Source organism: Nonomuraea maritima (assembly GCF_900100395.1).
GTDB lineage: Bacteria > Actinomycetota > Actinomycetes > Streptosporangiales > Streptosporangiaceae > Nonomuraea > Nonomuraea maritima.
The window spans coordinates 24166-46012 of sequence record NZ_FNFB01000040.1 but is presented as its reverse complement, the minus strand read 5'-3'; the positions used below and the strand labels follow the sequence as shown (position 1 = coordinate 46012).

Here is a 21847-nt window from a genome sequence, read left to right as displayed (position 1 = left end):
GGCTGAGAACTGGTCATCGGTGGCCAGATCGGCTGATGGCCGGCTCTATCCATTTGGAGATCGTCATGACTGCTACTGAAAATTGATCCGCGTCCTCGCCGACCGCGCCGAACTGGCCGACCTGGTCGCCCGTCACAGCCTGCGGGTCGACGAGGGCCGCTACGACGAGACCGACCGGCTCTTCACCGAGGACGTCGTCGTCAATTCCCCCGTGGGGAGGCCCACGGCATCAAGGAACTCATCGAGCTGGTGAGCGCTCACCGCGTGTACGCCCGTACTTTGCACAGCAAGTCCAACCTCGTCATCGATGTTGACGGCGAGACCGCCACGGTGCGGGGCGTTCGAGCAGCAGCCAGGGCGTTTGGATCAGGATCGCAAAAAATTGTCTTGCGCGCGCAATGCCTGTGGCAAGGGCACGCCGGCTTGGCGCTGGTTGGACATTCGTGGTCTGGCGCAAAGCCTGATCAGCTCTCGCATCAATTGGTCGAGCGCACATCTCGAGCACATCGTGTGCTGCACAGCGCGTATCGATGGACCCTGCGCACGCTGGACGACCTGGTGAGCAACGGAAAAATCCGCTACGTGGGCTTCTCCGACGTGCCCGCGTGGGCGACCGCCGAGGCAGCCACGATCGCGCGCTTCCGTGGGTGGGCGCCGATCGTCGCGGTGCAGTTGCAGTACTCCCTCCTGGAGCGGACCTCGGAGGGTGAGCTGATCCCGATGTCCGAGGCGCTGGGCATGGGCGTCATGCCGTGGTCCCCGCTGCACCGGGGGCTGCTGTCGGGCAAGCGCTCCGACACCGGCCGTCAGCGGACACCCGGCGGGCCGACCCCGGCCGAACTGGCCGTGATCGACGCCGTGATCGACGCCGTGATCGACGCCGTGAGCGCCGTCGCGGAAGAGGTGGGCGCCACGCCCGCCGAGGTCGCCCTGTCCTGGGTGCAGGGGCGGCCCGGAGTCACCTCCACCCTGATCGGCTCGCGCACGGTCGACCAGCTGGAGGCCAACCTGGGCACCTTGGCCGTGACGCTCAGCGAGGACCAGCGCGCCGCTTTGGACGAGGTCTCCGCGCCGAAGCTGAACTTCCCCGCCGAGAACAACCGGCTCCTCGCGCCGAACCTCCAGTTCGCGGGGGCGACGGTGGACGGCCGTTCCTCGGCTGTGTCCCCCTTGCTGCACGCCTCCGCCGCGCGCTACTGACCACCATGGATGAAAGTGGTAGGAATCGTCGGACGTGCCGGGACGAGCCAGTGGAGACATGATCATGAGCCCCCAACCATCCGAGCCGTCCGAGAGCGAGCTGCTGGAGATCGCGGACGCGCTGCTTCCTGGGCAGGCGGTGGATGGTGCTCGGATCACGGCGGGGAATCTCCATCACGTTGTGCTTCTCCCCGGGACGGCGGCTGTGCGGGTGAGCAAGCGGCCGTCCTCGGCTCGGGAGATGGCGCGGCGGGTGGAGGTGTTGCGCGAGGTGGGGCGAGCCGGGCTGCCCTTCGTGGTACCGGAGCCGCTCACCCCTGTGACGTGGTTCGGTGAGCGTACGGCGGTCGCCGTCTCCTGGGTCGGCGGTGCTGAGCTGCCCGAGGGGCAGGGCGATCCGCACCGCATCGGGGAGTTGCTGCGCGCCGTACGGGAGGTGGCCGTCACTCCGCGCCTCAGGGAGCTGCTGTACGCGCCGAGGGACAAGGGCTGGGCCGATCTTCTGGCCGAGCAGGTGGTCCCGCGGCTCCCGGACCGGTGGCGCGACGAGTGCCGTAGGCGGCTGGAGGCGGCGCGGGACCTGGAGCCCGTGCCGGACGCGCTGGTCCACGGCGACCTGGGCGGTTCCAACGTGCACTGGGGCGAGGACGGCGAACTGGTCGGCGTCCTCGACTGGGACCAGGCTCACCTGTTCGACCCCGCCGTCGATGCCGCCCTGATGGCCTGGCACGGCTGGGACAACCTCAAGCAGGCCGTCGACCCCGAGACCTACCGCCGCGCCCGGATCTACGACGCCCCCTTCGGCATCGGGCATCTCGTCGGCATCCTCGACGGCCGTCCCCTGACCAACGTCGAGGGGTACGTGCGCAGCATCGTCTCCTGGCTCGACAGCGGGCAAGGGTGACACCGTGAAGGCCACGGCCCGTCGGACCGTGGCCTCCGCATCGGCTCAGCGCACGTAGACAGGCGAGGTCATCGCGACCATCCCCGCGTCGTACGGGCACAGGTTCGCGCCGACGTCGATCGGGCCGCACAGCGGGGTCTGCTCCAGCAGGTCGTTGCCGAGCCGCAGCTCGGCGCGCAGCCAGCCGGACTCCGCCGGGGCGGTGAACTCGATCGCCCCGTCACGCGCGAGGGGCTGGTCGAGCAGCGTCCCCCCGTTCGCGATGAGGCGCAGCGAGCCGTCGGTCAGCGGGTCGAGCGAGCGCACGCGCAGCTTCTCGCCAGGACGGACGTCGTCGCCGACGACGGGCACGAAGCTCTTGCCACGCTTGGCCTCGATCACCAGCGGCGCCCCGCCGGCGGCCGGCGGCAGCGCGGACACGCTGGTACGGCCGGCGCGCAGCGCCTCCAGCACGGCACCGGCCGAGCGGTTGCGGGCGAGCACCCAGGTGGTGGGATAGCCGGCGCCCTGCGGCTGCCCGTACCGGGTACGGGCGTCGCTGCCGCCGGTCAGCGCGACGCGGGCGCCTCGCTGCAGCCAGCAGTCGAGGTAGTCCTCGGCGGTGCGGATGCTGGAGCCGGGGTTCCAGACCTCGATCGTGTCGGGACGCACGTCGTACCGGTAGCCCCAGGTGAGGGTCGCGGCGTCGCAGCCGGTGAACGACTTGGTGATCTTGAGACCGGGGTGGTCGATCTGGAGGAGGCCGCCCTTCGCCCGTACGTCGTCCGCGAGCTTGTTGATCGCGGCGGCCGAGCCGTCGCCGGCGTCGAGCAGTTTGTCCACACCGAGGACGTGGGCGTCGCCCTCGGCCTTGTGCTCGTAGCCGGGGATCGCGAGGACGCCGTGGCTGCCGGAGCCCGGCGCGCTCGCCGAGCGGACGTCGTCGTCATCGGTGACCGCGAGGTAGTCGAGCCCGCGGTCGCCCGCCTCGGTGAAGCGGGAGCGCACGTCGACGCCCTGGCGGTACGGGTCGGCCTGGCTCGGGTCGTCGGCGCCGGCACAGTAGACGTCGCTGGAGAAGCAGCTGTGGACGTTCAGGTCGCCCGCGAGCCAGCGTCCGCCGGTGGTCTTCAGGTCGGGCTTGGGCGCCTTCGGCGTGCCCTCCTGCTTGCGGTCGTTCACCCAGATCGGGCTGGAGTAGGCGACAGAGCGCCCGTCGCGGCGGACCCTGAGGAAGTACCAGGTGTCGTCGGACGCCTTCGGCGAGGCGGCGAGCCGGTCACCGGTCGCGGTGGCGACGACCTGGCCGCCGTTGCTGACGAGCTCCAGCTGCAGCGGCGTCTCCGAGCCGCGGACGCGCGCGTCGACCGTCAGCGGACGCTGGCCGTTGGCGTGGATCCGCTCGCCCATGCCGTGTCCGTCGATCGTGAAGTCGAGGCGCAGGGCGTTGTCGAGCACCGCGTAGAAGCGGCGGTCGGACATCGCGCGCTTGATGTCCTTCTCGGTGTTGGCCTTGGCCAGGACGACGGTCTTGGCGTACTGGGAGCCGCCCCAGTCGTCCGTGCGGTTGTGCCCGTTGTCCTCGGCGCCGATCGCGCCGACGTGCCAGCCTCTGTCGAGGGCGTGGGCGTACCAGCCTTCGGGCGGGGCGTTGTAGCCGGGCGCCGAGCCGAAGTCCCTGTCGCGGTTGAAGACCTCGATGCCGACCATCTGGTCGTCGGCCTTCTGGTGGTACGCGAAGTCCTCCCAGCCGAAGCCGAGGTCGCTGCGGACGTCGCAGCGCAGCGGCCCGCACAGCGTCTTCTCGCCGGGGTGGTTGAACACCGCGAGGCCGTCCTTGCCGGTGGTCGTCAGCCAGCTGTAGAAGCGGTCCATCGCGACGGTGCCGCCGTCGGTCTCGGGCAGGGAGTTCTCGCGCGAGAAGTAGACGTTGATGTGGCCCATGCGGTCCGAGGTCCACTCGAACCCGCGGAAGCCGACGAAGTCCTTCGCGGGGTCGGTCGCCGCCTTGGCCTGCTCCTGCTCCGCGTCCCACTTGCGCAGCGCGTCGAGCGGGTTGACCTGGTCGGCGTTCTGGCAGCTCGGCGCGACGCGCGGGTCGAGGCACTCCTCGTTGAAGACGAACGGCGTGTTGACGTTCGAGGTGTGCTCGCTGGAGCCGACGAAGTTCAGGTCGTGCTGGTCTCGGCCGGACGCGAAGTAGTCGGCGGGCCGGGAACCCGGCCAGCCGTCCGAGTAGCCGCTGTGCTCGTGCAGGGCGCCGATGAGCTCGCGTTCGTGGGACGGTGCCGGGCGGGCGTCGTCTGTTACGCCGGACGTCGCGAGGGCGGGGCTCGCTGCTGTCACGAGGGCGAGGGCGCCCGCGGCGGCGGTGGTGAACAGCGCGCGGATGCGCATGTACGTCTCCGTCAGTCGGGGTGGAACGTCCCATTTCACTGGAAAAGGGACGCGATCACTCTTCACCCCTGCGATGACCCCCGGATGACCTTGACCTGAACGGGCGAGGGCTGGTCCCTGTGATCAGGCCCCGGCAGCGCCGCACAGCGCGGCCGGGGTCCGGGTCAGCCTGCCGCCTGGGCGGTGTGGCGCAGTCGGCCGCGATGGTCCAGGCGCTTGACGGCCGCCGCCGAGGCCAGCCCGGCGATGGCCAGAGCGATCCAGGGGACGGCGGCCGTTCCGGCGTGGCGGGCGGTGTCGACCAATGCGCCGGCCAAAAGGTTGCCTGCCAGGATGCCCAGGCCGGACAGGAGGTTGTAGAGGCCGTAGTACGTGCCGATCAGGCGGTTCCCCGCCATGTCGGCGATGGTGGCCATCTCGAAGGGGAAGGCCGTCAGCGTGCCCAGGGTGAGCAGGAGGGCGCAGGCCACCAGTGGGGCGAGCGACCAGCCGGGTGGCAGCGCCAGGTGGGCCGTCGCGGCCGGGGGGACGAACGCCAGACCCATGAGGGCGAGGCCGCGGCTGATCGCCTGCCCGCGGCTCCACCGGGCCGAGCACCAGGCGGTCAGCCGCACCTGCCCGGCGATGCCGAGCAGCGCCGACAGCGCGTACAGGGCCATCACGCCCGCCTCGCCGCCGCCGAGCCGGTTCACCTCCAGCGGCAGCGCGAGATACATCTGGTACGACAGCGCGGACGAGGCGATCATGGCGGCGGCGAACGCGACGAACGCGCGGTCGCCGAACGCGCGCCGCCAGTCGGTCAGCACCGGCGGATGTTCCGCCCGCGGTCCGCGCCGGGACGGCAGCCACAGGCCCTGCAGGACGGTGAGCACCGCGAAGATCGCCGCGGCGGCCAGGCACACGACGCTGAACCCGGCGTTCAGCAGGAGGAGGCCGACGAGCGGGCCGACGAGGATGCCGCCCTGGTAGAAGACGTTGAACACGGCGAACGCGGCCACCTTGCGCTCGCCCGCCTCGTACGCGAGACATGCCCGTGCGGCGGGGTTGAACAGCGCGCCGGCGAACCCCGTGACAGCCGCCGCCACGATGAGCCACGGCAGTGAGGTCGTCAGCCCGAACAGGGCGAAACCCACGGTGCGCAGCGCGCACCCCAGCATGATCATGGGTTTCGGGCCGAGCCGGTCGGCCAGGGTGCCGCCGATCAGGAACATGCCCTGCTGGCTCAGGTTGCGCAGGCCGAGGACGAGCCCGATGGTCCAGGCGGCCAACCCGGCTCCGGTGGACAGGTGCTGGGCGAGGTACGGCATGAGCATGTAGAAGCCGAGGTTGATGCCGGCCTGGTTGATCTGCAGCAGCTGGATCGGCCGGTCGAAGGACCGGAACTCGCGCAGCAGGCCCCTCATCGGGTCGCCGCCAGCGGGTCGGCCACCGAGGTGCACCGGGTCCAGCGGTGCACCTCCCGCTCGCCGGGCGCGCTCAGCAGGTCAGGTTCGTCGGCCGGGACCACCCCGAGCAGGCCGTGCGTGCGGCAGTACTCGTCGTCGAAGACGGTGTTCCAGTACCGCCATGGCCCGTCGGGGAAGACGGCGACGACCGTCTGCCCGGCGTTCGAGCGTGCGAGCCAGCGGGCCACGAGGGTGACGGCTCCGGTGCTCCAGCCGCCCGAGACGTAGTGGCGGGCGGCGAGTGCGCGGCACGCCCACACCGCTTCCGCGGGGGCCACCCAGTGCACCTCGCTGAAGGCGTCGTAGGCGACGTTGCGCGGGTGGATGCTCGAACCGAGGCCGCGCATCAGCCGCGTACGGGCCGGCTGCCCGAAGATCGTCGACCCGACGGTGTCGACGCCGACCAGCCTGAGGCGCGGGAAGTGGCGGCGCAGCACGTCGTAGATGCCGGCGCTGTGCCCTCCGGTGCCGACCGAGCACACCAGCGTGTCGATGTGCGGGAGCTGGCCCAGCAACTCGTGCGCCAGCCCGGCGTAGGCGTCCACGTTGTCGGGGTTGTTGTACTGGTCGGGGCAGTACGCGTCCGGGATCTCGGCGAGCAGACGCTGGACCCGTTCGCGGCGGGCCTCCTGCCAGCCGCCGACGGGATGCGGCTCGGTGACGATCTCCAGGCGGGCGCCGTAGGAGGTGAGCAGGCTGCACATGAGCGGCTCCATGCCGGGGTCGCCGACCAGCGTCACGGGGTGGCCGTACGTGATGCCCGCCAGGGCGAGCCCGAGGCCCAGGGTGCCGCTCGTCGACTCGACGATGGTCGCGCCCGGCCGGAGGTCTCCCCTGGCGCGGGCCTGGCGGACCATGTGCAGGGCCGGCCGGTCCTTGATGCCGCCCGGGTTGAAGCCCTCGAGCTTCGCCCAGAACCCGCCTCCCCCCGGCACGAACGGCTCGGAAATGAACGCGAGCGGCGTGTTGCCGACGGTGAGGGAGAGCGCGGAATATCCGGGTGACGGCGCCTCGTCCGGGCGCGCGAAAATGGCTGGTGATGACATTGCTGAATCTCCGGAACTGAATAACACGATTCACGGCACGGCGAAATGGCCGCGGACCGTACAAGGGCATGGGCGGCTGGTGGACGTCGCCGGTGCTATATGCGCAGCACGCAGAGATTTCTCAGGTGGGGCGCGGCGAGGGGGACACCCGCGCCGGAGCCGTGCGGGACCGCGGCGGCGCCCGCGCGGGGCGCGGCGGCGATCGCCGTCAGCAGCACGGTCAGGTGGGGCGATCCCGCGGGCGCGCCGGCCGAGCAGTCCTGCTCGGTGCCGTGGCGGTGGTGTTCCGGCAGGCTGCTGTGCCGGCACCCGATGCCGTGGACGGCCGGATCAGCGGGAAGTCGTTCGAGGTCGGCGCCGTGGCTGCCCGGCCCGGCGGGAAGCCGTCCCGCGTCGGCGCCGTAGCTCGCCGCCTCGGCGAGTTCCACGGCCGCGCAGGCGCCGCCGTGGGCGAACACCACGCCGAGGACCAGGGCGATCACGAGCATCGCATGGGTCATCACCCGGCCGGCGCGGGATGCTGCCGGTCGGACGCGCTGACCTACGCTGCGTGCCTGATTCATCACGTACCGTAATGCCCGGCGAAATGGACCGGCGCGCGCGGCGGAGGCGAACGTTCCGGTAAAGCGGCCGCATGCGTTTCACATGCCGATCACGTACAGACCCCCTGAAGGCGCCATTTCTTTCGCTGTGCGCGGGCGGCGCGCCGACAAAAGAAAGCAGCGCGGTTCGATCGCGAATCACCGTCACAATGTTGCGCGAAATCGAAATCGATATCGGGGTGGTGTTCGTCAGATGAGCATGTCCAGACGCCAGGTCGTCACCGGGCTAGGCGCGCTCGCCGCCGGGTCGATGACGTTTCCCACCCCCGCCGAGGCGCTCACCAGGACCGACGGCCTCCCCGCCGCCCGCCGGGCGGACGACGAGACGTTCTGGAACGGCGTCGCCCGGCAGTTCCAGGTGACCCCGGACTTCGTCAACCTGGAGAACGGCTACTACGGGATCATGCCCGAGCCGGTCAGGCGGGCCTACCACCGCAACGTCGACCACCTCAACGAACGCAACTCCCACCTGCTGCGCAACGTCTACAAGCCCGCCGCCGACGTGGTCCGCGGCCGGCTCGCCGCCCTGCTCGGCGTCACCCGGGACGAGATCGCGCTGACCAGGGGCGGCACCGAGGCCCTGCAGAACCTCATCGCGGGCTACAACCGGCTGCGCCCCGGCGACGAGGTCATGTACGCCGACCTCGACTACCACAGCGGCCAGTACGTCATGAACTGGCTGCCGTCGCGGCGCGGCGTCCAGGTGGTCCGGTTCGTCATCCCAGAACCCGCCACCCGCCAGGCGGTGCTGGACACCTACGACCGCGCGCTGCGCGACCACCCGAAGGTGCGGCTGCTCCTGCTCAGCCACATGAACAACCGCACCGGCCTGGTCACGCCGGTGCGCGAGATCATGGCCATGGCCCGCGAGCACGGCGTGGACGTGATCGTCGACGCCGCCCACTCCTGGGGGCAGCTCGACTTCACCCTGCCCGACCTCGACGCCGACTTCGCCGTCTTCTCGCTGCACAAGTGGATGGGGGCGCCGCTGGGCTCCGGGTTCCTCTACATCCGCGACGGCCGGCTGGCCGACATCGACCCCTGCTACATCGACGAGACCTACCCCGTCTCGGACATCCGGTCGCGCGTGCACTCCGGCACCATGAACGTGGCGCCGTTCCTGACCGTGGACGCCGCGCTCGACTTCCACGAGTCGCTCGGCGCGCAGGCCAAGCAGGCGCGCCTGCGCCACCTGCGGGACCGCTGGGTGAGGCAGGCGCGCGAGCTGGGCGTGCAGGTACTCACGCCGGACGAACCGGACGCGTACGGCGCCATCACCGCCTTCCGGCTGACCGGCCGCACCTCCAAGGCCGACAACGAGGCCATCGCCCAGGACCTCATGACCCGTCACCGGATCTTCACGGTCGCCCGCAGCGGGATGACCGGCGGTGACGCCGTACGCGTGACCCCGGCGCTGTACACCACGGCCGACGACGTCGACCGCCTGGCGGCCGCTCTGCGCGACCTCGTCATCCGCTTCCCGCCCCGCTGACGTCCCGGGCGATGTCCGGTTGCGCGGCATTCACGCTTTCGTCGCCCGGCGCACTTCTGGGCTCGTCCGCGAGTTCAGCGTCGGTCGCCAGAATCGGTCATATTGCCCGCAACCGGCCTTTTCGGCGACTCAGAAGGATGTGTCATGGACGACAGCCCCAGCCATGCCCGTAACACCCGTACGCGACTCCTGCTCGGTGTGGCGGCTGCGGCGGTCCTCGCACCCTTGTCGATCTCCGGCGTGGCCGCCGCGGACGCGCCGGCCGCTCCCCCCGCGTCCGCGCCGCAGTGGACGACCCAGCAGGTCGCGCCCGGCGTGGAGGTGCGTACGGGGACCGTCAAGGACCCCGCCGCCGCCCCCAGCTGGACGGTCACCGTGCAGGCCGAGGTGAAGGCGCGCTTCACCGGCGCGCAGGCATGGGCGAACGTGGGCACGGAGTCGTGGGCGACGCAGACGGCCGACAGGCTGCGCGCCGCCGGTCTCGAACCGGTGGTGACGAAGGTCGCCTGGCCCGACTACGCCGACACGCCGCACGGCCTCATGGGCGTGCGGGTCAGGATCGGCTCCTTCCCCACCCAGGACGCCGCCAAGAGCGTGGCCGCGCAGGTCACCGCGGCGGGCCTGCGCAACACCGTGGAGTGGACCGGCTACGACGTCGACCAGCCGGCCGACGTGGAGAACATCCATGTCGCGGTGATCGACCCGCGCACGTTCCACGGCACGGTCGAGGCCACCCACGGCGGCAACGTGGCCGACCGCGAGACGACCTCGTCGGTGGCCGGCAAGCTCGGCTCGCTGGTGGGCGTCAACGGCGGCTTCTTCCTCACCTCCAGCGCCGACGGCGTCCAGGGCACCATGGCGGGCGTCAGCGCCTACGACGGCGAGCTCACCTCGATGGCGGTGGGGTCGCGCGCGGCGCTGATCCTCGAGGACGGCGGCCGGCGCACCCGGATCGCCGACCTGACCACCACCGTGACCGTCCGCGCCGGTCACGCCGAACACTCCGTCGAGGGCATCAACCGCACGCCGGGACTCCTGCGCAACTGCGGCCGGCCGGGCGCGCTCCCGACCGCCGACCCGCGCCACGACACCACCTGCACCATGAAGGACGAGCTGGTGAAGTTCACCGACGGCTACGTCCACGAGTTGCCGACCGGCGCCGGTGTGCAGGTGGTGCTCGACGCCAAGGACCGGGTCGTGTCGGTGGGCGACAGGACCGGCAGCGTCGCGCCCGGCCGGACCGTGCTCCAGGGCATCGGCTCGGCAGCCGACTGGCTGACCGAGCACGCGAAGGTGGGCAGGAAGATCTCCACGAAGGAGGTCATCCGCGACGGTGACGGCCGCAAGGTCAAGCTCGGCCGGCGCGACAGCATCGTCAGCGCCGCCCCGACTCTGGTGAAGGACGGCCGTACGCACATCGACGCCGCCGCCGAGGGCGTGCTCGACCCGCAGGACCTGTCGTTCGGCTTCGCGTGGGCGAACAACCGCCAGCCGCGCACGATGGCCGGCATCGACAAAAAGGGCCGCCTGCTGCTCGTGACCGTGGACGGCCGGACCGCCGGCGGCAGCGAGGGCTTCACGCTCGCCGAGGGCGCGGCCTTCATGCGCTCGCTCGGCGCGGTCGACGCCCTCAACCTGGACGGCGGCGGCTCCTCCGCCATGGCGGTGAACGGTGTGCTCGTCAACCACCCGTCGGACGCGACGGGCGAGCGGGCCGTGGGCGACACGATCCAGGTGCTGGCCGGCCGCTGACCCTCGGGGCCCCGGCCCTGCCGGGGCCCTCCGTCAGGCGTAACCCCAGGCCTTGGCGTACTTCGCCAGGGTGGGGGACGTCTCGTCGAAGGTGCGGGCCGCCTGGATGCGGCCCGACTTGATGTTGTCGCTGCGGTCGCCGAGGTTGGGCAGGAACTCGCCGTGGTCGTGCTCGCCGTACTCGAGCATGCCCGGCTCCCAGTCGACGCCGAGGTACGCGCAGATCTCGCGGGTGACCCGTTCCGGCTCGGCGGTCAGCTCCTCGTAGCGCAGCGTCAGCCCGTCGAGGGTGCGGCGGGCCTTGTCGAGGGGCTTGAAGTACTTGAGGGCGTTCGCCTCCAGCGTCTCGCGGGTGGCGGCGTTGTTCTTGCGGTTGGCCAGCGAGGAGACCACGCCCTCGGGGTGGCGCAGCAGGATGAGGAACTTCGCGTTCGGCCAGGCGTACTTCAGGCGTTCCCAGGTGAAGACGTTGCCAGGCGTCTTGTCGACGATGATCTGCTTGCCGCTGCGGAGCAGTTCGAGCTTGAGTACGCGGTCCCACAGCACGTGTTCGAGCTCCACCTGGTCGAGGCCGAGCTCGCGCATCGACTCCTCGGAGAAGCCGGGCGTCAGCTGGACGCCGACCGTGCGCAGGTGCAGCTCGTGAGGGGCGCGGATGCGGGAGTGGCTGTTGAGGAGCATCCGCAGGAGCGTGGAGCCGGAGCGCACCGAGGCGATCACGAACACCGGCGACTCGACCTCGCGCGGCCTGATCGGGACGCTGTAGTCGACTTCCTGCGTGCGCTTCGGGGGGCGCGCGGGCTTCGCGGCGGCTTCGCCGGACGGTGCCGCGAGCTTCGGAGGGCGCAGCGCCTCTCCCAGGAGTCGCGCCCTACGTTTGAACCCGGTGTTGACGACGCCCATGCGTGACCTGCTAGCCCTTTCGCTGCCGGTTGAATTGATCTGTCAAGCGACCCCCACGGTTCGACAAAGTTAACTCAAAGTGGCCGCGGTCAGCAATGTAAGCGCAGGTGAACGCACCTGTGGGTTTCCTGTGACTCTTGGCGCGGACCGTTCCGGTAACTGATCGCTCTTGCGCAATTGATCGTCCACGCACCGCGGGGCAGGGGCGGGAGATCGTCGGGCGGGGGTTCGGGGCGTGGTTTCGGGAATTCACCCCTAAGCGCGATATTTCCTCATCAGTAACATCTGTACCATTTGTAGGGTTATTGCGCCATAACAACGGGGGTTAAGGTGGCGGAATCGCTGACCGAGGATGATCCGCGCCATCTGGGTGCGTACGAACTGCTGGGGAGGCTGGGGGAAGGCGCGCAGGGGGTCGTCTACCTCGGCCGGTCGCCGGACGGCGCGCCGGTCGCCGTCAAGCTGCTGCACGCCCGGCTCACGGGCGACGCCGACGCCCGCGCCCGGTTCCTCGGGGAGGTGTCGATGGCGCGGCGCGTCGCGCGGTTCTGCACCGCGCCGGTGCTGCACGCCGACCTCGCCGGCAACCAGCCGTACATCGTCAGCGAGTACGTCCCTGGCCCGTCGCTGCGGCAGCTGGTCGAGACGGAGGGCCCGCGCCGCGGCGCGTCCCTGGAACGTCTCGCGATCAGTACGGCCACGGCGCTCGCCGCGATCCACCAGGCCGGCATCCTGCACCGCGACCTCAAACCGGCGAACGTGCTGATGGGCCCCGAGGGGCCGGTCGTCATCGACTTCGGCGTCGCGCGGGCGCTGGACAAGCCGGGTTCGACGGCCACCGGCGAGACGCTGGGCACGCCGTCGTACCTGGCTCCCGAGCAGCTCAGCGGCGGCGAGGTGACGGCCGCGGCCGACGTGTTCGCCTGGGGCGTCACCATGGTGTTCGCCGCGTCCGGCACGCCGGCCTTCGGCGCCGACACCATCCCGGCGGTGATGAACCGCATCCTCAACCAGCAGCCCGACCTGTCCGCACTGGACGGCCGGCTGCGGGACGTGGTCACCGCCTGCCTGTCCAAGGACCCCGCCCGCCGTCCCACCGCCGAGGAGATCCTCGCCCGCCTGCGCGGCCACGCGGCCGGACACCCGGAGTCCACCCAGAGCTCCCGCACCGGGAGGGGGACGACCGGACGGGCGGCGATCGCCCTGTCCACGGCGGCGCTGGCGGTGGCCGGGGTCCTGGTGGCCGCCGCCGTCGCGCTCGGCCCCGCCGCGCCGTCGGCGAGTGTGACGGCCGCGAGCTCGGCGGCTCTCGCCACCTCGCCGACGGGGCATGCTTCATCCGTACGCCCGGCGCGCACCCGGAGCAGGGAGGCCGTCCGTCCGGCGCGCACCCGGAGCGAGCAGGCGCCGCGCCGTCGCCCGAGCACGTACGCCGCCGACCCGGTCCGCACCACGGCGTCGCACCGTCCCACCGCCCGTGCGACGACGCTCCGGACGCGGCGCGCGACTCCCGGCACGACCGCGCCCAGGACGGCGGCGAGCACGCCGGCGGCCAAGTCGCCCGGCACGCCGACGCCCACCCCGCCGCCGCCCGCCCCGGGGCGCGCGATCGTCGGCATGGGCTCCCACCGCTGCATCGACGTCAGGGACGGCGCGCAGGTGAACGGCACCCCGCTGCAACTGTGGGACTGCACCGGGGCCCGATGGCAGCGGTGGGAACTCCGGTCGGACGGGACCGCCCGCTCGATGGGGCTGTGCATGGAGGTCGCCGGCGGCTCGACCGCTGACGGCGCCACCATCCAGGTCGCGGCCTGCGACGGCAGCGGGGGTCAGCAGTTCGTCCTGAACGCCGCCCATGACCTGGTGAACACGAGAGCCGACAAGTGCGTGGACGCCAAGGACAAGGGCACGTCGAACGGCGTACGGCTGCAGCTGTGGTCGTGTGCGGGGACCGCGAACCAGAAGTGGACGCTCGGCTGAAGCCGCGAAGCGGCCACCGGGCGGAAAGCCCGATGGCCGCTTCTTGGGGAGCTCAGGTCAGCCCGGGTGCTCGGGTCAGCCCAGGTGCCACTTCTGGTTGGAGGTGCCGCCGCACGACCACAGCTGCAGTCGGGCGCCGTCGCCCGTGGCCTGGTCGGTGACGTCCACGCACTTGTCCGCGGCCTGGTTGACCAGGTCGTTGGCGGCGTTCAGGACGAACCGCTGGGCCGGGCCGCCGTTGCACGCGCCGATCTGGATGCGGGCGCCGTCGGCGGTCGAGCCGCCGGCCACTTCCATGCACATGCCGAGGGACCGCACGGTGCCGTCGGAGCGGAACTCCCACCGCTGGTTGGCGGCTCCGCCGCAGCCCCAGATCTGCAGCGGCGTGCCGGCCGCCTTGTTCTTGTCGGTGACGTCGATGCACTTGCCTGAGCCGTTGCCCACCACCATGCTGCCGGGGGCGGGCTCGTCGGCCTGCGTCCTGGCGTTGTCCTGCGGCTTGGCGGTCTCCTGCGGCTTGGCGGCCCCTTGGGCGGTGAAGCCGGCCCGCGCGGTCGACGACTCGGTCGTCTGCCGCGGCGCGGACGCGGTCCTGGTCGGGGACGCCGACGACTGGCCCGTGGACCGAGCCGACGACTGGTTCGAGGACTGGGCGGTGGCGCGGGTCGTCGGCTGCTCGGAGGGAGCCCCGGTGTTGCGCGCCCGCGCCTGCGACTGGTTGTCAGGCGAGTGGGTCGGCACCGGGGCCGTGGACTGCTGCGACGGGGTCGCGGTGGGGGTCGGCCGGCCGGTGTTCGATGCCGTCGGCGTCGGGGTGACCGTCGCGGAACGGGTGACGGTCACCGTCGGGGCCGGGGTGGGTGTCGTGGTGGGCGTCGGCGTCGTGTGCCGGCGGCGGTGCGGCGCGGCCTGCTGCTGCGTCACGGTGACGACCGGCACCGAGACGTCCCGGTTCGGCTGGTACGCCTGCGGGAAGACCGGCATGTCGTCGGGCCCGCCCGTGGAGGGTGGAGCGACCGACGGCTCGGCCACGCCGCCGTCCGACCTGGTCGACTTCGCGCCGCCGGTCGGGGTCGCGCCGGGAGCGGAGGAGTTCATGACCACGGCGACCGGCTCCGCGCCGACCTGGTAGGCGCTGGACACGTACCCGGGAAGCCAGGCGACGCCCAGGATCACGACCGCGGTGAGCGACAGCGCGCCGAGGACCGTGGTCCAGACCCGGGGAGCGGGGGCCAGTCCGCGCGGCGTAACGGGGGTGTGATCGGCGAAGGTCTCGGCGAAACCGGGCTCCGGCCCGGACTGTGGATCCAACGAGGACTTGCGTGAGGGGGGCACTGCTTACTCCAAGACGATTGGCGGCGATCACTGTCCTGGTGACGGGTATCGGGCAGGTGTCCCCGGGATGGCCCCCGGGCTAATTGACGATCAAGAAACCGCCGCTCCGCACAGCGCGCGCCGTTCGCCCCTTGATCATCTGATCTTCATCTCGCGGCAGGGCAACCGGCGACCGCCGTTCCTACACTCGCCGGTCAGGTCGTGTGGCGCTCGTCCTGACAGCCCGCCGATCGACACCCCCAGCACGACGAACCCCGAAAGAGCAATGCGATGAGCCGCGTAGACGGCATGACCGACGGGCCCGCTACCCAGGAGCGCGACCGGACGGACGTAGCCCCGGCCCCGGCCGGCGACCGCGCGGAGCTGCTCCTCGCCGAGCGGGACAGCCTGCACCGCTTCGTCCGCGACCTCGCCGGCCACGACCCCCACCACGCCGAGGACGTCGTCCAGGAGACCCTGCTGCGCGCCTGGCAGCTCGCCGACCGCCTCGACTGGCAGGACAGGCCCATCCGGATGTGGCTGTTCCGCGTGGCCCGCAACCTCGTCATCGACGGCTGGCGCAAGGACCGCGCCGTCCCGGTGGGCGTGTTCGCCGCCGACTTCCCCGACGACATGGTGGCGCCCGACCAGACGTCCCGGGTGGTGGACCACTGCGTGCTGGTCGACGCGCTGCGCGCGCTCGGCCCCGCTCACCTCGAGGCGATCGTGCACGTCCACCTGCTCGGCACGGCCGGCTCGGACGTCGCCCGCCGGCTCGGGGTGCCGAGGGGAACCGTCAAGTCCCGTACGCACCACGCTCTGCGCATCCTGCGCGAGCGGCTGGAACCGAGCGAGGCCGCCGCGTGAACCCGGTGATGGGGGCGCTGTTCGCCGTCCTCGGGTTCCTGGTGCTGTTCGGCACGCTGCTGCATCTCACCGTCCGGGGGGTCGGCGGCTGGCGGGCGGTCGGACGCGGGCTGCGCAGGCAGGCGGCGCTGACGGCCGCCGCCTTCACCGCGCCCGTGCGCTCGCAGCTGCGTTTCCGGCGCCGCCGCAGGCTGCTGGTGCAACTGCTCGGCCGGCCCGACGGGCTGCGGCTCGCCGAACGGGCGGCCGCGCAGGCCGCGGCCGTCGACCCCGCCGTCATGCCGTACGGGGCGCTGCTCGACCCGGCGTACGTCGGGGTGCTGGTCGCCGCCGCTCCCGGCGTGCCGCGGCCGCCCGATCCGTGGATCGTGGACGACGACAACCCCCGGCTGTGGTGGCTCGAACACGCCGACGTCGCGCCGTACCTGGTGGGCCAGGCGCCGCTGCTCGTGACGCTGGGCGCGGACGACGAGCACGTCGTGCTGTTGGACGTGCTGTCCGGGCCCGCCACCGTGGCGGTGCAGGGTGATTCGCGGCTCGCGCGCGCGGTCGTGGCGTCCGTCGGCGCCCAACTCGACGCCCGGCTGCCCCGGGGGGCGGTGACGGTCTCCGAAGGCGTACACGACCGGCACCCCGGCCCGGACCCAGCGGGGGCCGTGTCCGCCGCCCACCACTGGGCCGCGTCCTGGCGTGCGTCCGGCCCCGCGTCGGATCCCGGGTCCGGCCGTGTGTCCGGTCCCGTGCCTGGCTTCGCCGTCTGCGCCGCGGCGCCGCCGCACATGCCCGCCGACGTCCGGCTGATCGCCGCCGGCACGGTACGGGGCACGGCGCGGCTCGTCGTCGCGCACGCGGACGGCATCGTGGACGTCCACGGGACTCCGCTGCGCGCGGACGCCATCGCACTCCCCCGCGCGCTGGCGTCGGTACTGCGGTCGCTACCGCCGTACGCACGACAGGAAGGCCCGGGCAGCGACCTCACCGAACCACCCCCATCTGCGCAGAAGCCCGCCGCACCTCCTTACGCACCGACGCAAAGGCGCGCCACCGACCTCACCGAGGTCCTTTCGGGAGGAGGGGAAGGAGACCCCCGCTCGGGAGGGGTGGTGCCCGTCACCGCCGACACGGCGCCCCGCTCGGGCGGGGTGGTGTCCGTTCCCGTTGTGGGAGCTGGGTTCGTGATGGACAGGGATCTCGTTGAGCCGGAGGAGCCGGGTCGTCCGTCCGGGGTGTCCGCTTCCGCGTCCTGACGGGCGCGCCACTGCCACCGTTCCGGCCGCCCACAGGCCGAGCACGATTCTGGAGAAACTGGTGGAACTCACCATCACGACCGTCGACAGCACGGACGGCCGCCACCGCGACCACGTCCTGTCCCTCCCTCCGGACGCCACCGTCGCCGACCTCGCCGTCGCCGTGGAGCCGCTGCACGCGGCGACCGCGGCGGCGGCGGGCGCGGACGGCGCGCGGTCCGCGCTCCAGCGCCCGCCCGGCGCGTCCGACCAGCCCGGCCGGGCGCTCTACCTGGGGCAGCGGCGACTGGACCCGGGGGCGCCGGTCGTGGGGACGGACATCCGCGCGGGTGCCGTCCTCGGGCTCGGCGGGCCGGCCCGGCTGCCCGACCGGGTCAGGACGGCCCGGCCCGATGACCGGCCCGATGACCGGCCCGATGACCAGCCCGATGACCAGGACGTCGTGCTGGCGGAGGTGCACCTGGTGTCGGGCCCCGGCGCGGGACGCACCTGGCGACTCGGGGCGGGCAGCCACGAGATCGGCTCCGACCCCGGGTGCGCGATCCGGCTGACCGGCCGCGACATGCCAGAACGCGGCCTGTGGGTGACCGTCGCGCCCGACGGCTCCGCGTGCCGGCACCGTACCGCCGCGTCCTTGACGGGCGAGGTGGACCTGCGCGAGGTGCGCCCGCCGCACGACAGCGCCGTGGCGGCCGCCCTGGAACGGCTGCGCCCCCGCGACGCCCGTCCGGAACCCGAAGAGGCCCCGGACGACACGCCGGCGCTGCCGCCAGGCGTGCACGCCTGGGCGCACGACGCCGACCTGCGCGTGGGCACCGCGCTGCTGCGGCTGTCCGCGCCGTTCGAGCCGGACGCCGCCGTGGTGCCGTCGGCCGACGGGGTCGGGGTCGACTACAACCGTCCGCCCAGGATCGCGCCGCACCTCGACAGCGAGCGGCTGCGCATGCCCCCGCCGCCGCACCCACCGGGACGCAGGCCGTTCCCACTGCTGCTGATCATCATGCCGGTAGTGCTCGGCCTGGTGCTGGTGTCGGTCTTCAACTCGTACTTCTATCTGATCTTCATGCTGTTCAGCCCGCTGATGGCGATCGCCAACCACGTCACCGGCAAGCGCGGCAACCGCAAGCAGCTGCTGGAGCAGGGCCGTACGTACCGGCAGCGCCGCCGTGTGCTGGAGGCCGAGATCCACGCGGCGGTCCGGCGGGAGCGGTGGGTGCGCGGCGTGGCCGGGCCCGACCCCGCGACGGTGGCGCTGCTCGCGTGCGGGCCAGGCGGGAGGCTGTGGGAACGCCGCCGCAGCGACCCCGACCACCTGGTGCTCCGGCTCGGCACGGTGGACCAGCCGTCGGTGAAGGAGCTGGACGAGCCGGCCCGCGACGAGAACCACCGCGTGGTCAGGTGGAACGTCCCCGACGTGCCGATCGGCGTGGAGGTCCCCGACCACGGGGTGGTCGGCGTCGCGGGGCCGCAGCACGCGGTGCAGGCGCTCGCCCGCTGGCTCGTCGTGCAGACCGCCGTCCTGCACAGCCCGCGCGACGTGCACGTCGTGGTGCTCACCGACCGGGCGCGGGAGGCCGACTGGCGGTGGGTGCGCTGGCTGCCGCACCTGCGTCCTGGCGTGCCGGGAGGACCGGTCGTGTCGATCGGCAACGACCCCGAGTCGGTCTCCAACCGGATCGCGGAGCTGGTCTCGCAGGTCACGGCCCGGACGCGGGCGCTCGGATCGTCGCAGAACCGGGCGATGTTCAGCGAGCCCGACGTGCTCGTCATCGCCGACGGCGCCCGGCAGTTGCGCGACGTGCCCGGCATGGTGCAGGTGCTAGCCGACGGCCCGCGCGTACGGGTGTTCAGCGTCTGCCTGGACGAGCAGGAGCGGCTGCTGCCCGAGGAGTGCGGCACGGTGGTGCTGGCCGAGGGCGACGAGCTCACCATCCGCCGTACGGGGGCGCCGGACATCAGCGGTGTGCGGGCCGACCTCGTCGACCCCGACTGGTGCGATCAGGTGGCCCGCGCGCTCGCGCCCGTGCGGGACGTCAGCCCCGAGCACGACGCCGGCCTGCCCAGGCAGGTGCGTCTGCTCGACCTCATCAAGCTGGAGCCGCCGCGCGCCGAGGAGCTGCTGGAACGCTGGAAGCGGCGGCCCGCCTCGACCACGTTCCCGGTGGGTTCGAGCTACGACGGCCCGCTCGCGCTCGACCTCGTCCGCGACGGCCCGCACGGCCTCGTCGCCGGGACGACCGGGGCGGGCAAGTCGGAGCTGCTCCAGTCGTTCGTGGCCGCGCTGGCCGCCGCCAACCGTCCGGACGAGCTCACGTTCGTGCTCGTCGACTACAAGGGCGGCAGCGCCTTCAGCGCGTGCGAGGACCTGCCGCACACCCTCGGCATGGTCACCGACCTGGACGCCCACCTGGTGACCCGCGCCCTGGAGTCGCTCGGCGCCGAGCTGCGCCGCCGCGAGCACGTCCTCTCCGAGGCCGGCGCGAAGGACCACCCGGAGTACCGCGCCAAGCGGGCGAACGACCCGTCGCTGCCTCCGCTGCCGCGCCTGCTGCTGGTGATCGACGAGTTCGCGACCCTGGTGCGCGAGGTGCCCGACTTCGTGCCCGGCCTGATCGGCATCGCGCAGCGGGGCCGTTCGCTCGGCATCCACCTGGTGCTCGCGACCCAGCGTCCGGCCGGGGCGGTCACCGGCGACATCCGGGCCAACACCAACCTGCGGATCGCGCTCCGGGTGACGGACGCCACGGAGAGCCAGGACATCATCGACACCTCCGAGGCCGTGAACATCTCGGCGAGCACCCCGGGACGGGCGTTCGTCCGGTTCGGGCCCCGCTCGGCGGTGCCGTTCCAGGCCGCCTGGGTGGGCGCGGAACGCCCCGACGCCGACGGCGAGCGTCAGAAGAAGGAGACCCGCCGCGACGTCCGGGCCAGCGAGCTGTCGTGGACGGGGCTCGGCCGTCCCGCCGTGCCGCACGCCGACGAGGAGGAGGTCGTGACCGCGCCCGCACCCACCGACCTCCAGGCCCTGGTGGCGGCCGTGCGGGAGGCCGCCGGCCGGCTGGAGGACTACGAGCCGCAGCCCAGCCCGTGGCTGCCCCCGCTGGAGGACCGGATCGTCCTCGACGACCTGCCGCCGCTGCCCGAGCGCGCCGAGGGCGCCGAGGGCGTCGTGCCGCCGCCCGTCCCTTACGCGCTGGAGGACGTCCCGCAGCTGCAGCAGCGCCGGGTCGCCGCCATGGACCTCGCCGTGTTCGGCCACCTCTACGTGATCGGCGCGCCGCGCTCGGGCCGTACGCAGGTCCTGCGGACGCTCGCGGGCTCCACCGCCCGTACGGCGAGCAGCGCGGACGTGCACCTCTACGGCATCGACGCGGGCGGCGGCGGCCTCGCGGCGCTGGAGGCGCTGCCGCACTGCGGCGCGGTGGTCTCGCGGCACGACACCGAACGCCTGACCCGCCTGCTGCACCGCCTGTCCGCCGAGCTGACCGGCCGCCAGGAGCAGATCGCCGCCCGTGGCGCCGCCGGGCTGAACGAGCTGCGCGGGCTGCTCCAGAAGGCGGAACGGCCGGCGCACATCCTGCTGTTCGTGGACGGCTGGGACGCGCTGCAGGGCGTCCTCGACGACTTCGACAACGGGCGGCTGGCCGACGTGATGACGCGGCTGCTCCGGGAGGGCGCGGCGGCGGGCCTGCACGTGATCGCCACCTCGGAGCGGTCGCTGCTGAGCGGACGCATGTCGTCGCACAACGACCACAAGCTGATGCTGCGGCAGGGCGACCGCAACGACTACCAGCTCGTGGGCCTGCTGCCCAGCAAGGCACCCACGAACGTGGCGCCGGGCCGCGGCTGGCACGTGCTGAGCGGAACCGAGACGCAGGTGGCGCTGCTCGCCGCCGGCGAGAGCGGCCAGGACCAGGCCGAGGCGCTGCGGAAGATCGGCGAGGCGGCCAGGCGGCGCGACTCCGCGCTCCCCGCGTCGCGGCGGCCGTTCCCCGTCGCGACGCTGCCGAGGTCGGTGGACTTCGCGGCGGCGTACGAGCTGGTGCCGGCCGGGCAGCGGCGGCCGATGTGGGGGCTGCTCGGGATCGGCGGCGACGACGCATCCCCGATCGGGGTGGACTTCGCCGGCTCGTCGGCGGTGTTCGCGGTGCTCGGCACGGCGGGTTCCGGGCGCAGCACCGCGCTGGCCGCCCTCGCGGTCTCCCTGCTCGCGGGCGGCACGTCGCTGGTGGTGCTGACGCCGCGCGACTCGCCGCTGCGGGCGCTCTCCCGCCACGCGCAGGCGCGGGTGTTCACCGAGGCCGACCCCTCGGCGGACAGCGTCCAGGCGGCGCTGGACGAGCTGCCGGGGCCGAAGGTGGTCGTCGTCGACGACGCCGACCTGCTGGCCTCGCCCGCCTGCGACAAGGTGCTGAAGGAGATCGCGCTCTCCGGGCGGGACAACGGACTCGGGCTGCTGTACGCCGGTATGGCCGAATCGCTGCAACTGGCGCTCGGCAGCTGGATCTCGGCGGCGCGGCGGGCGCGGCGGGGCGTGCTGCTCGCGCCGAAGAGCATGCAGGAGGGCGACATGATCGGGGCGCGGCTGCCGACGCACCTGCTGCGCACCGCCCCCTCCCCCGGACGCGGGTGGACGGCCGGGCCGGCCGGTGACGTGCTGGCCGTCCAGGTGCCGCTGACGGTGCTGCGTCCGGAAGCGTGAAAGAGCCCGCCGTCCGG

The 21847-nt window shown here is 72.6% G+C and carries 15 protein-coding genes; 9 read left to right on the top strand and 6 right to left on the bottom strand.

The features are described from left to right. The first annotated feature begins 82 nt into the window (after nt 1–82). The 3 genes from BLR04_RS41085 to BLR04_RS36245 all read left to right on the top strand — a co-directional run bounded on the left by BLR04_RS41085 (nt 83) and on the right by BLR04_RS36245 (nt 2104). Entirely contained in the window at nt 83–253 is a 171-nt protein-coding gene (locus BLR04_RS41085; RefSeq protein WP_176903456.1) for a nuclear transport factor 2 family protein, read from the top strand. A gap of 257 nt (nt 254–510) precedes the next feature. Beyond that, nucleotides 511–1200, top strand: a complete 690-nt coding sequence (locus BLR04_RS36250) for an aldo/keto reductase (protein WP_218129304.1) — start codon at nt 511–513, stop codon at nt 1198–1200. Between the two features lie 64 nt (nt 1201–1264). Beyond that, a complete protein-coding gene (locus BLR04_RS36245) occupies nt 1265–2104 on the top strand; it encodes a phosphotransferase family protein (RefSeq protein ID WP_090773719.1) in 840 nt (279 codons plus the stop codon). 45 nt (nt 2105–2149) lie between these two features. Here the strand turns inward: BLR04_RS36245 and BLR04_RS36240 are convergent, their stop codons facing one another. The 4 genes from BLR04_RS36240 to BLR04_RS36225 form a co-directional block, all read right to left on the bottom strand. Further along, a complete protein-coding gene (locus tag BLR04_RS36240) occupies nt 2150–4480 on the bottom strand; it encodes a CehA/McbA family metallohydrolase (protein ID WP_090773698.1) in 2331 nt (776 codons plus the stop codon). 164 nt (nt 4481–4644) lie between these two features. After that, a complete protein-coding gene (locus tag BLR04_RS36235; RefSeq protein WP_090773718.1) occupies nt 4645–5883 on the bottom strand; it encodes an MFS transporter in 1239 nt (412 codons plus the stop codon). Then, a complete protein-coding gene (locus BLR04_RS36230; RefSeq protein ID WP_090773697.1) occupies nt 5880–6971 on the bottom strand; it encodes a PLP-dependent cysteine synthase family protein in 1092 nt (363 codons plus the stop codon). The genes BLR04_RS36235 and BLR04_RS36230 overlap by 4 nt, the downstream gene beginning before the upstream one ends. A 95-nt stretch (nt 6972–7066) precedes the next feature. Then, nucleotides 7067–7459 (bottom strand): hypothetical protein, encoded by a 393-nt coding sequence (locus BLR04_RS36225; RefSeq protein WP_090773696.1) that lies wholly within the window; start codon nt 7457–7459, stop codon nt 7067–7069. 307 nt (nt 7460–7766) lie between these two features. On the opposite strand from BLR04_RS36225, the gene BLR04_RS36220 reads away from it, so the two are divergent. After that, on the top strand, nt 7767–9065 hold the full coding sequence (locus tag BLR04_RS36220) for an aminotransferase class V-fold PLP-dependent enzyme (RefSeq protein ID WP_090773695.1): 1299 nt from the start codon (nt 7767–7769) through the stop codon (nt 9063–9065). A gap of 144 nt (nt 9066–9209) precedes the next feature. Then, the gene (locus tag BLR04_RS36215) at nt 9210–10817 is read left to right on the top strand and encodes a phosphodiester glycosidase family protein (protein ID WP_090773694.1); all 1608 of its coding nucleotides are present in this window, start codon (nt 9210–9212) and stop codon (nt 10815–10817) included. A 33-nt stretch (nt 10818–10850) separates the two neighbouring features. Here BLR04_RS36215 and BLR04_RS36210 read toward each other — a convergent pair whose 3' ends face one another. Then, on the bottom strand, nt 10851–11720 hold the full coding sequence (locus BLR04_RS36210; RefSeq protein ID WP_090773693.1) for a sulfotransferase family protein: 870 nt from the start codon (nt 11718–11720) through the stop codon (nt 10851–10853). Nucleotides 11721–12050: 330 nt separating this feature from the next. On the opposite strand from BLR04_RS36210, the gene BLR04_RS36205 reads away from it, so the two are divergent. Next, a complete protein-coding gene (locus tag BLR04_RS36205) occupies nt 12051–13700 on the top strand; it encodes a serine/threonine protein kinase (RefSeq protein ID WP_090773692.1) in 1650 nt (549 codons plus the stop codon). 75 nt (nt 13701–13775) lie between these two features. Here BLR04_RS36205 and BLR04_RS36200 read toward each other — a convergent pair whose 3' ends face one another. Continuing rightward, nucleotides 13776–15011 (bottom strand): ricin-type beta-trefoil lectin domain protein, encoded by a 1236-nt coding sequence (locus BLR04_RS36200; RefSeq protein ID WP_218129303.1) that lies wholly within the window; start codon nt 15009–15011, stop codon nt 13776–13778. 294 nt (nt 15012–15305) lie between these two features. On the opposite strand from BLR04_RS36200, the gene BLR04_RS36195 reads away from it, so the two are divergent. The 3 genes from BLR04_RS36195 to BLR04_RS36185 all read left to right on the top strand — a co-directional run bounded on the left by BLR04_RS36195 (nt 15306) and on the right by BLR04_RS36185 (nt 21830). Beyond that, nucleotides 15306–15881 carry a sigma-70 family RNA polymerase sigma factor gene (locus tag BLR04_RS36195; RefSeq protein WP_218129302.1) on the top strand — a complete coding sequence of 192 codons (576 nt, stop codon included), beginning with the start codon at nt 15306–15308 and terminating at the stop codon, nt 15879–15881. Continuing rightward, on the top strand, nt 15878–17128 hold the full coding sequence (locus BLR04_RS36190) for a hypothetical protein (RefSeq protein ID WP_090773690.1): 1251 nt from the start codon (nt 15878–15880) through the stop codon (nt 17126–17128). The genes BLR04_RS36195 and BLR04_RS36190 overlap by 4 nt, the downstream gene beginning before the upstream one ends. A gap of 61 nt (nt 17129–17189) precedes the next feature. Further along, nucleotides 17190–21830 carry an FtsK/SpoIIIE domain-containing protein gene (locus tag BLR04_RS36185; RefSeq protein ID WP_090773689.1) on the top strand — a complete coding sequence of 1547 codons (4641 nt, stop codon included), beginning with the start codon at nt 17190–17192 and terminating at the stop codon, nt 21828–21830. Nucleotides 21831–21847: the final 17 nt, after the last annotated feature.

What these genes read in the sequence shown, in the direction of transcription:
- BLR04_RS36240 (WP_090773698.1), bottom strand. Translation starts at nt 4,480, where the DNA reads ATGCGCATCCGCGCGCTGTTCACCACCGCCGCCGCGGGCGCCCTCGCC.
- BLR04_RS36235 (WP_090773718.1), bottom strand. Translation starts at nt 5,883, where the DNA reads ATGAGGGGCCTGCTGCGCGAGTTCCGGTCCTTCGACCGGCCGATCCAG.
- BLR04_RS36245 (WP_090773719.1), top strand. Translation starts at nt 1,265, where the DNA reads ATGAGCCCCCAACCATCCGAGCCGTCCGAGAGCGAGCTGCTGGAGATC.
- BLR04_RS36230 (WP_090773697.1), bottom strand. Translation starts at nt 6,971, where the DNA reads ATGTCATCACCAGCCATTTTCGCGCGCCCGGACGAGGCGCCGTCACCC.
- BLR04_RS36220 (WP_090773695.1), top strand. Translation starts at nt 7,767, where the DNA reads ATGAGCATGTCCAGACGCCAGGTCGTCACCGGGCTAGGCGCGCTCGCC.
- BLR04_RS36215 (WP_090773694.1), top strand. Translation starts at nt 9,210, where the DNA reads ATGGACGACAGCCCCAGCCATGCCCGTAACACCCGTACGCGACTCCTG.
- BLR04_RS36210 (WP_090773693.1), bottom strand. Translation starts at nt 11,720, where the DNA reads ATGGGCGTCGTCAACACCGGGTTCAAACGTAGGGCGCGACTCCTGGGA.
- BLR04_RS36225 (WP_090773696.1), bottom strand. Translation starts at nt 7,459, where the DNA reads ATGCTCGTGATCGCCCTGGTCCTCGGCGTGGTGTTCGCCCACGGCGGC.
- BLR04_RS36195 (WP_218129302.1), top strand. Translation starts at nt 15,306, where the DNA reads ATGAGCCGCGTAGACGGCATGACCGACGGGCCCGCTACCCAGGAGCGC.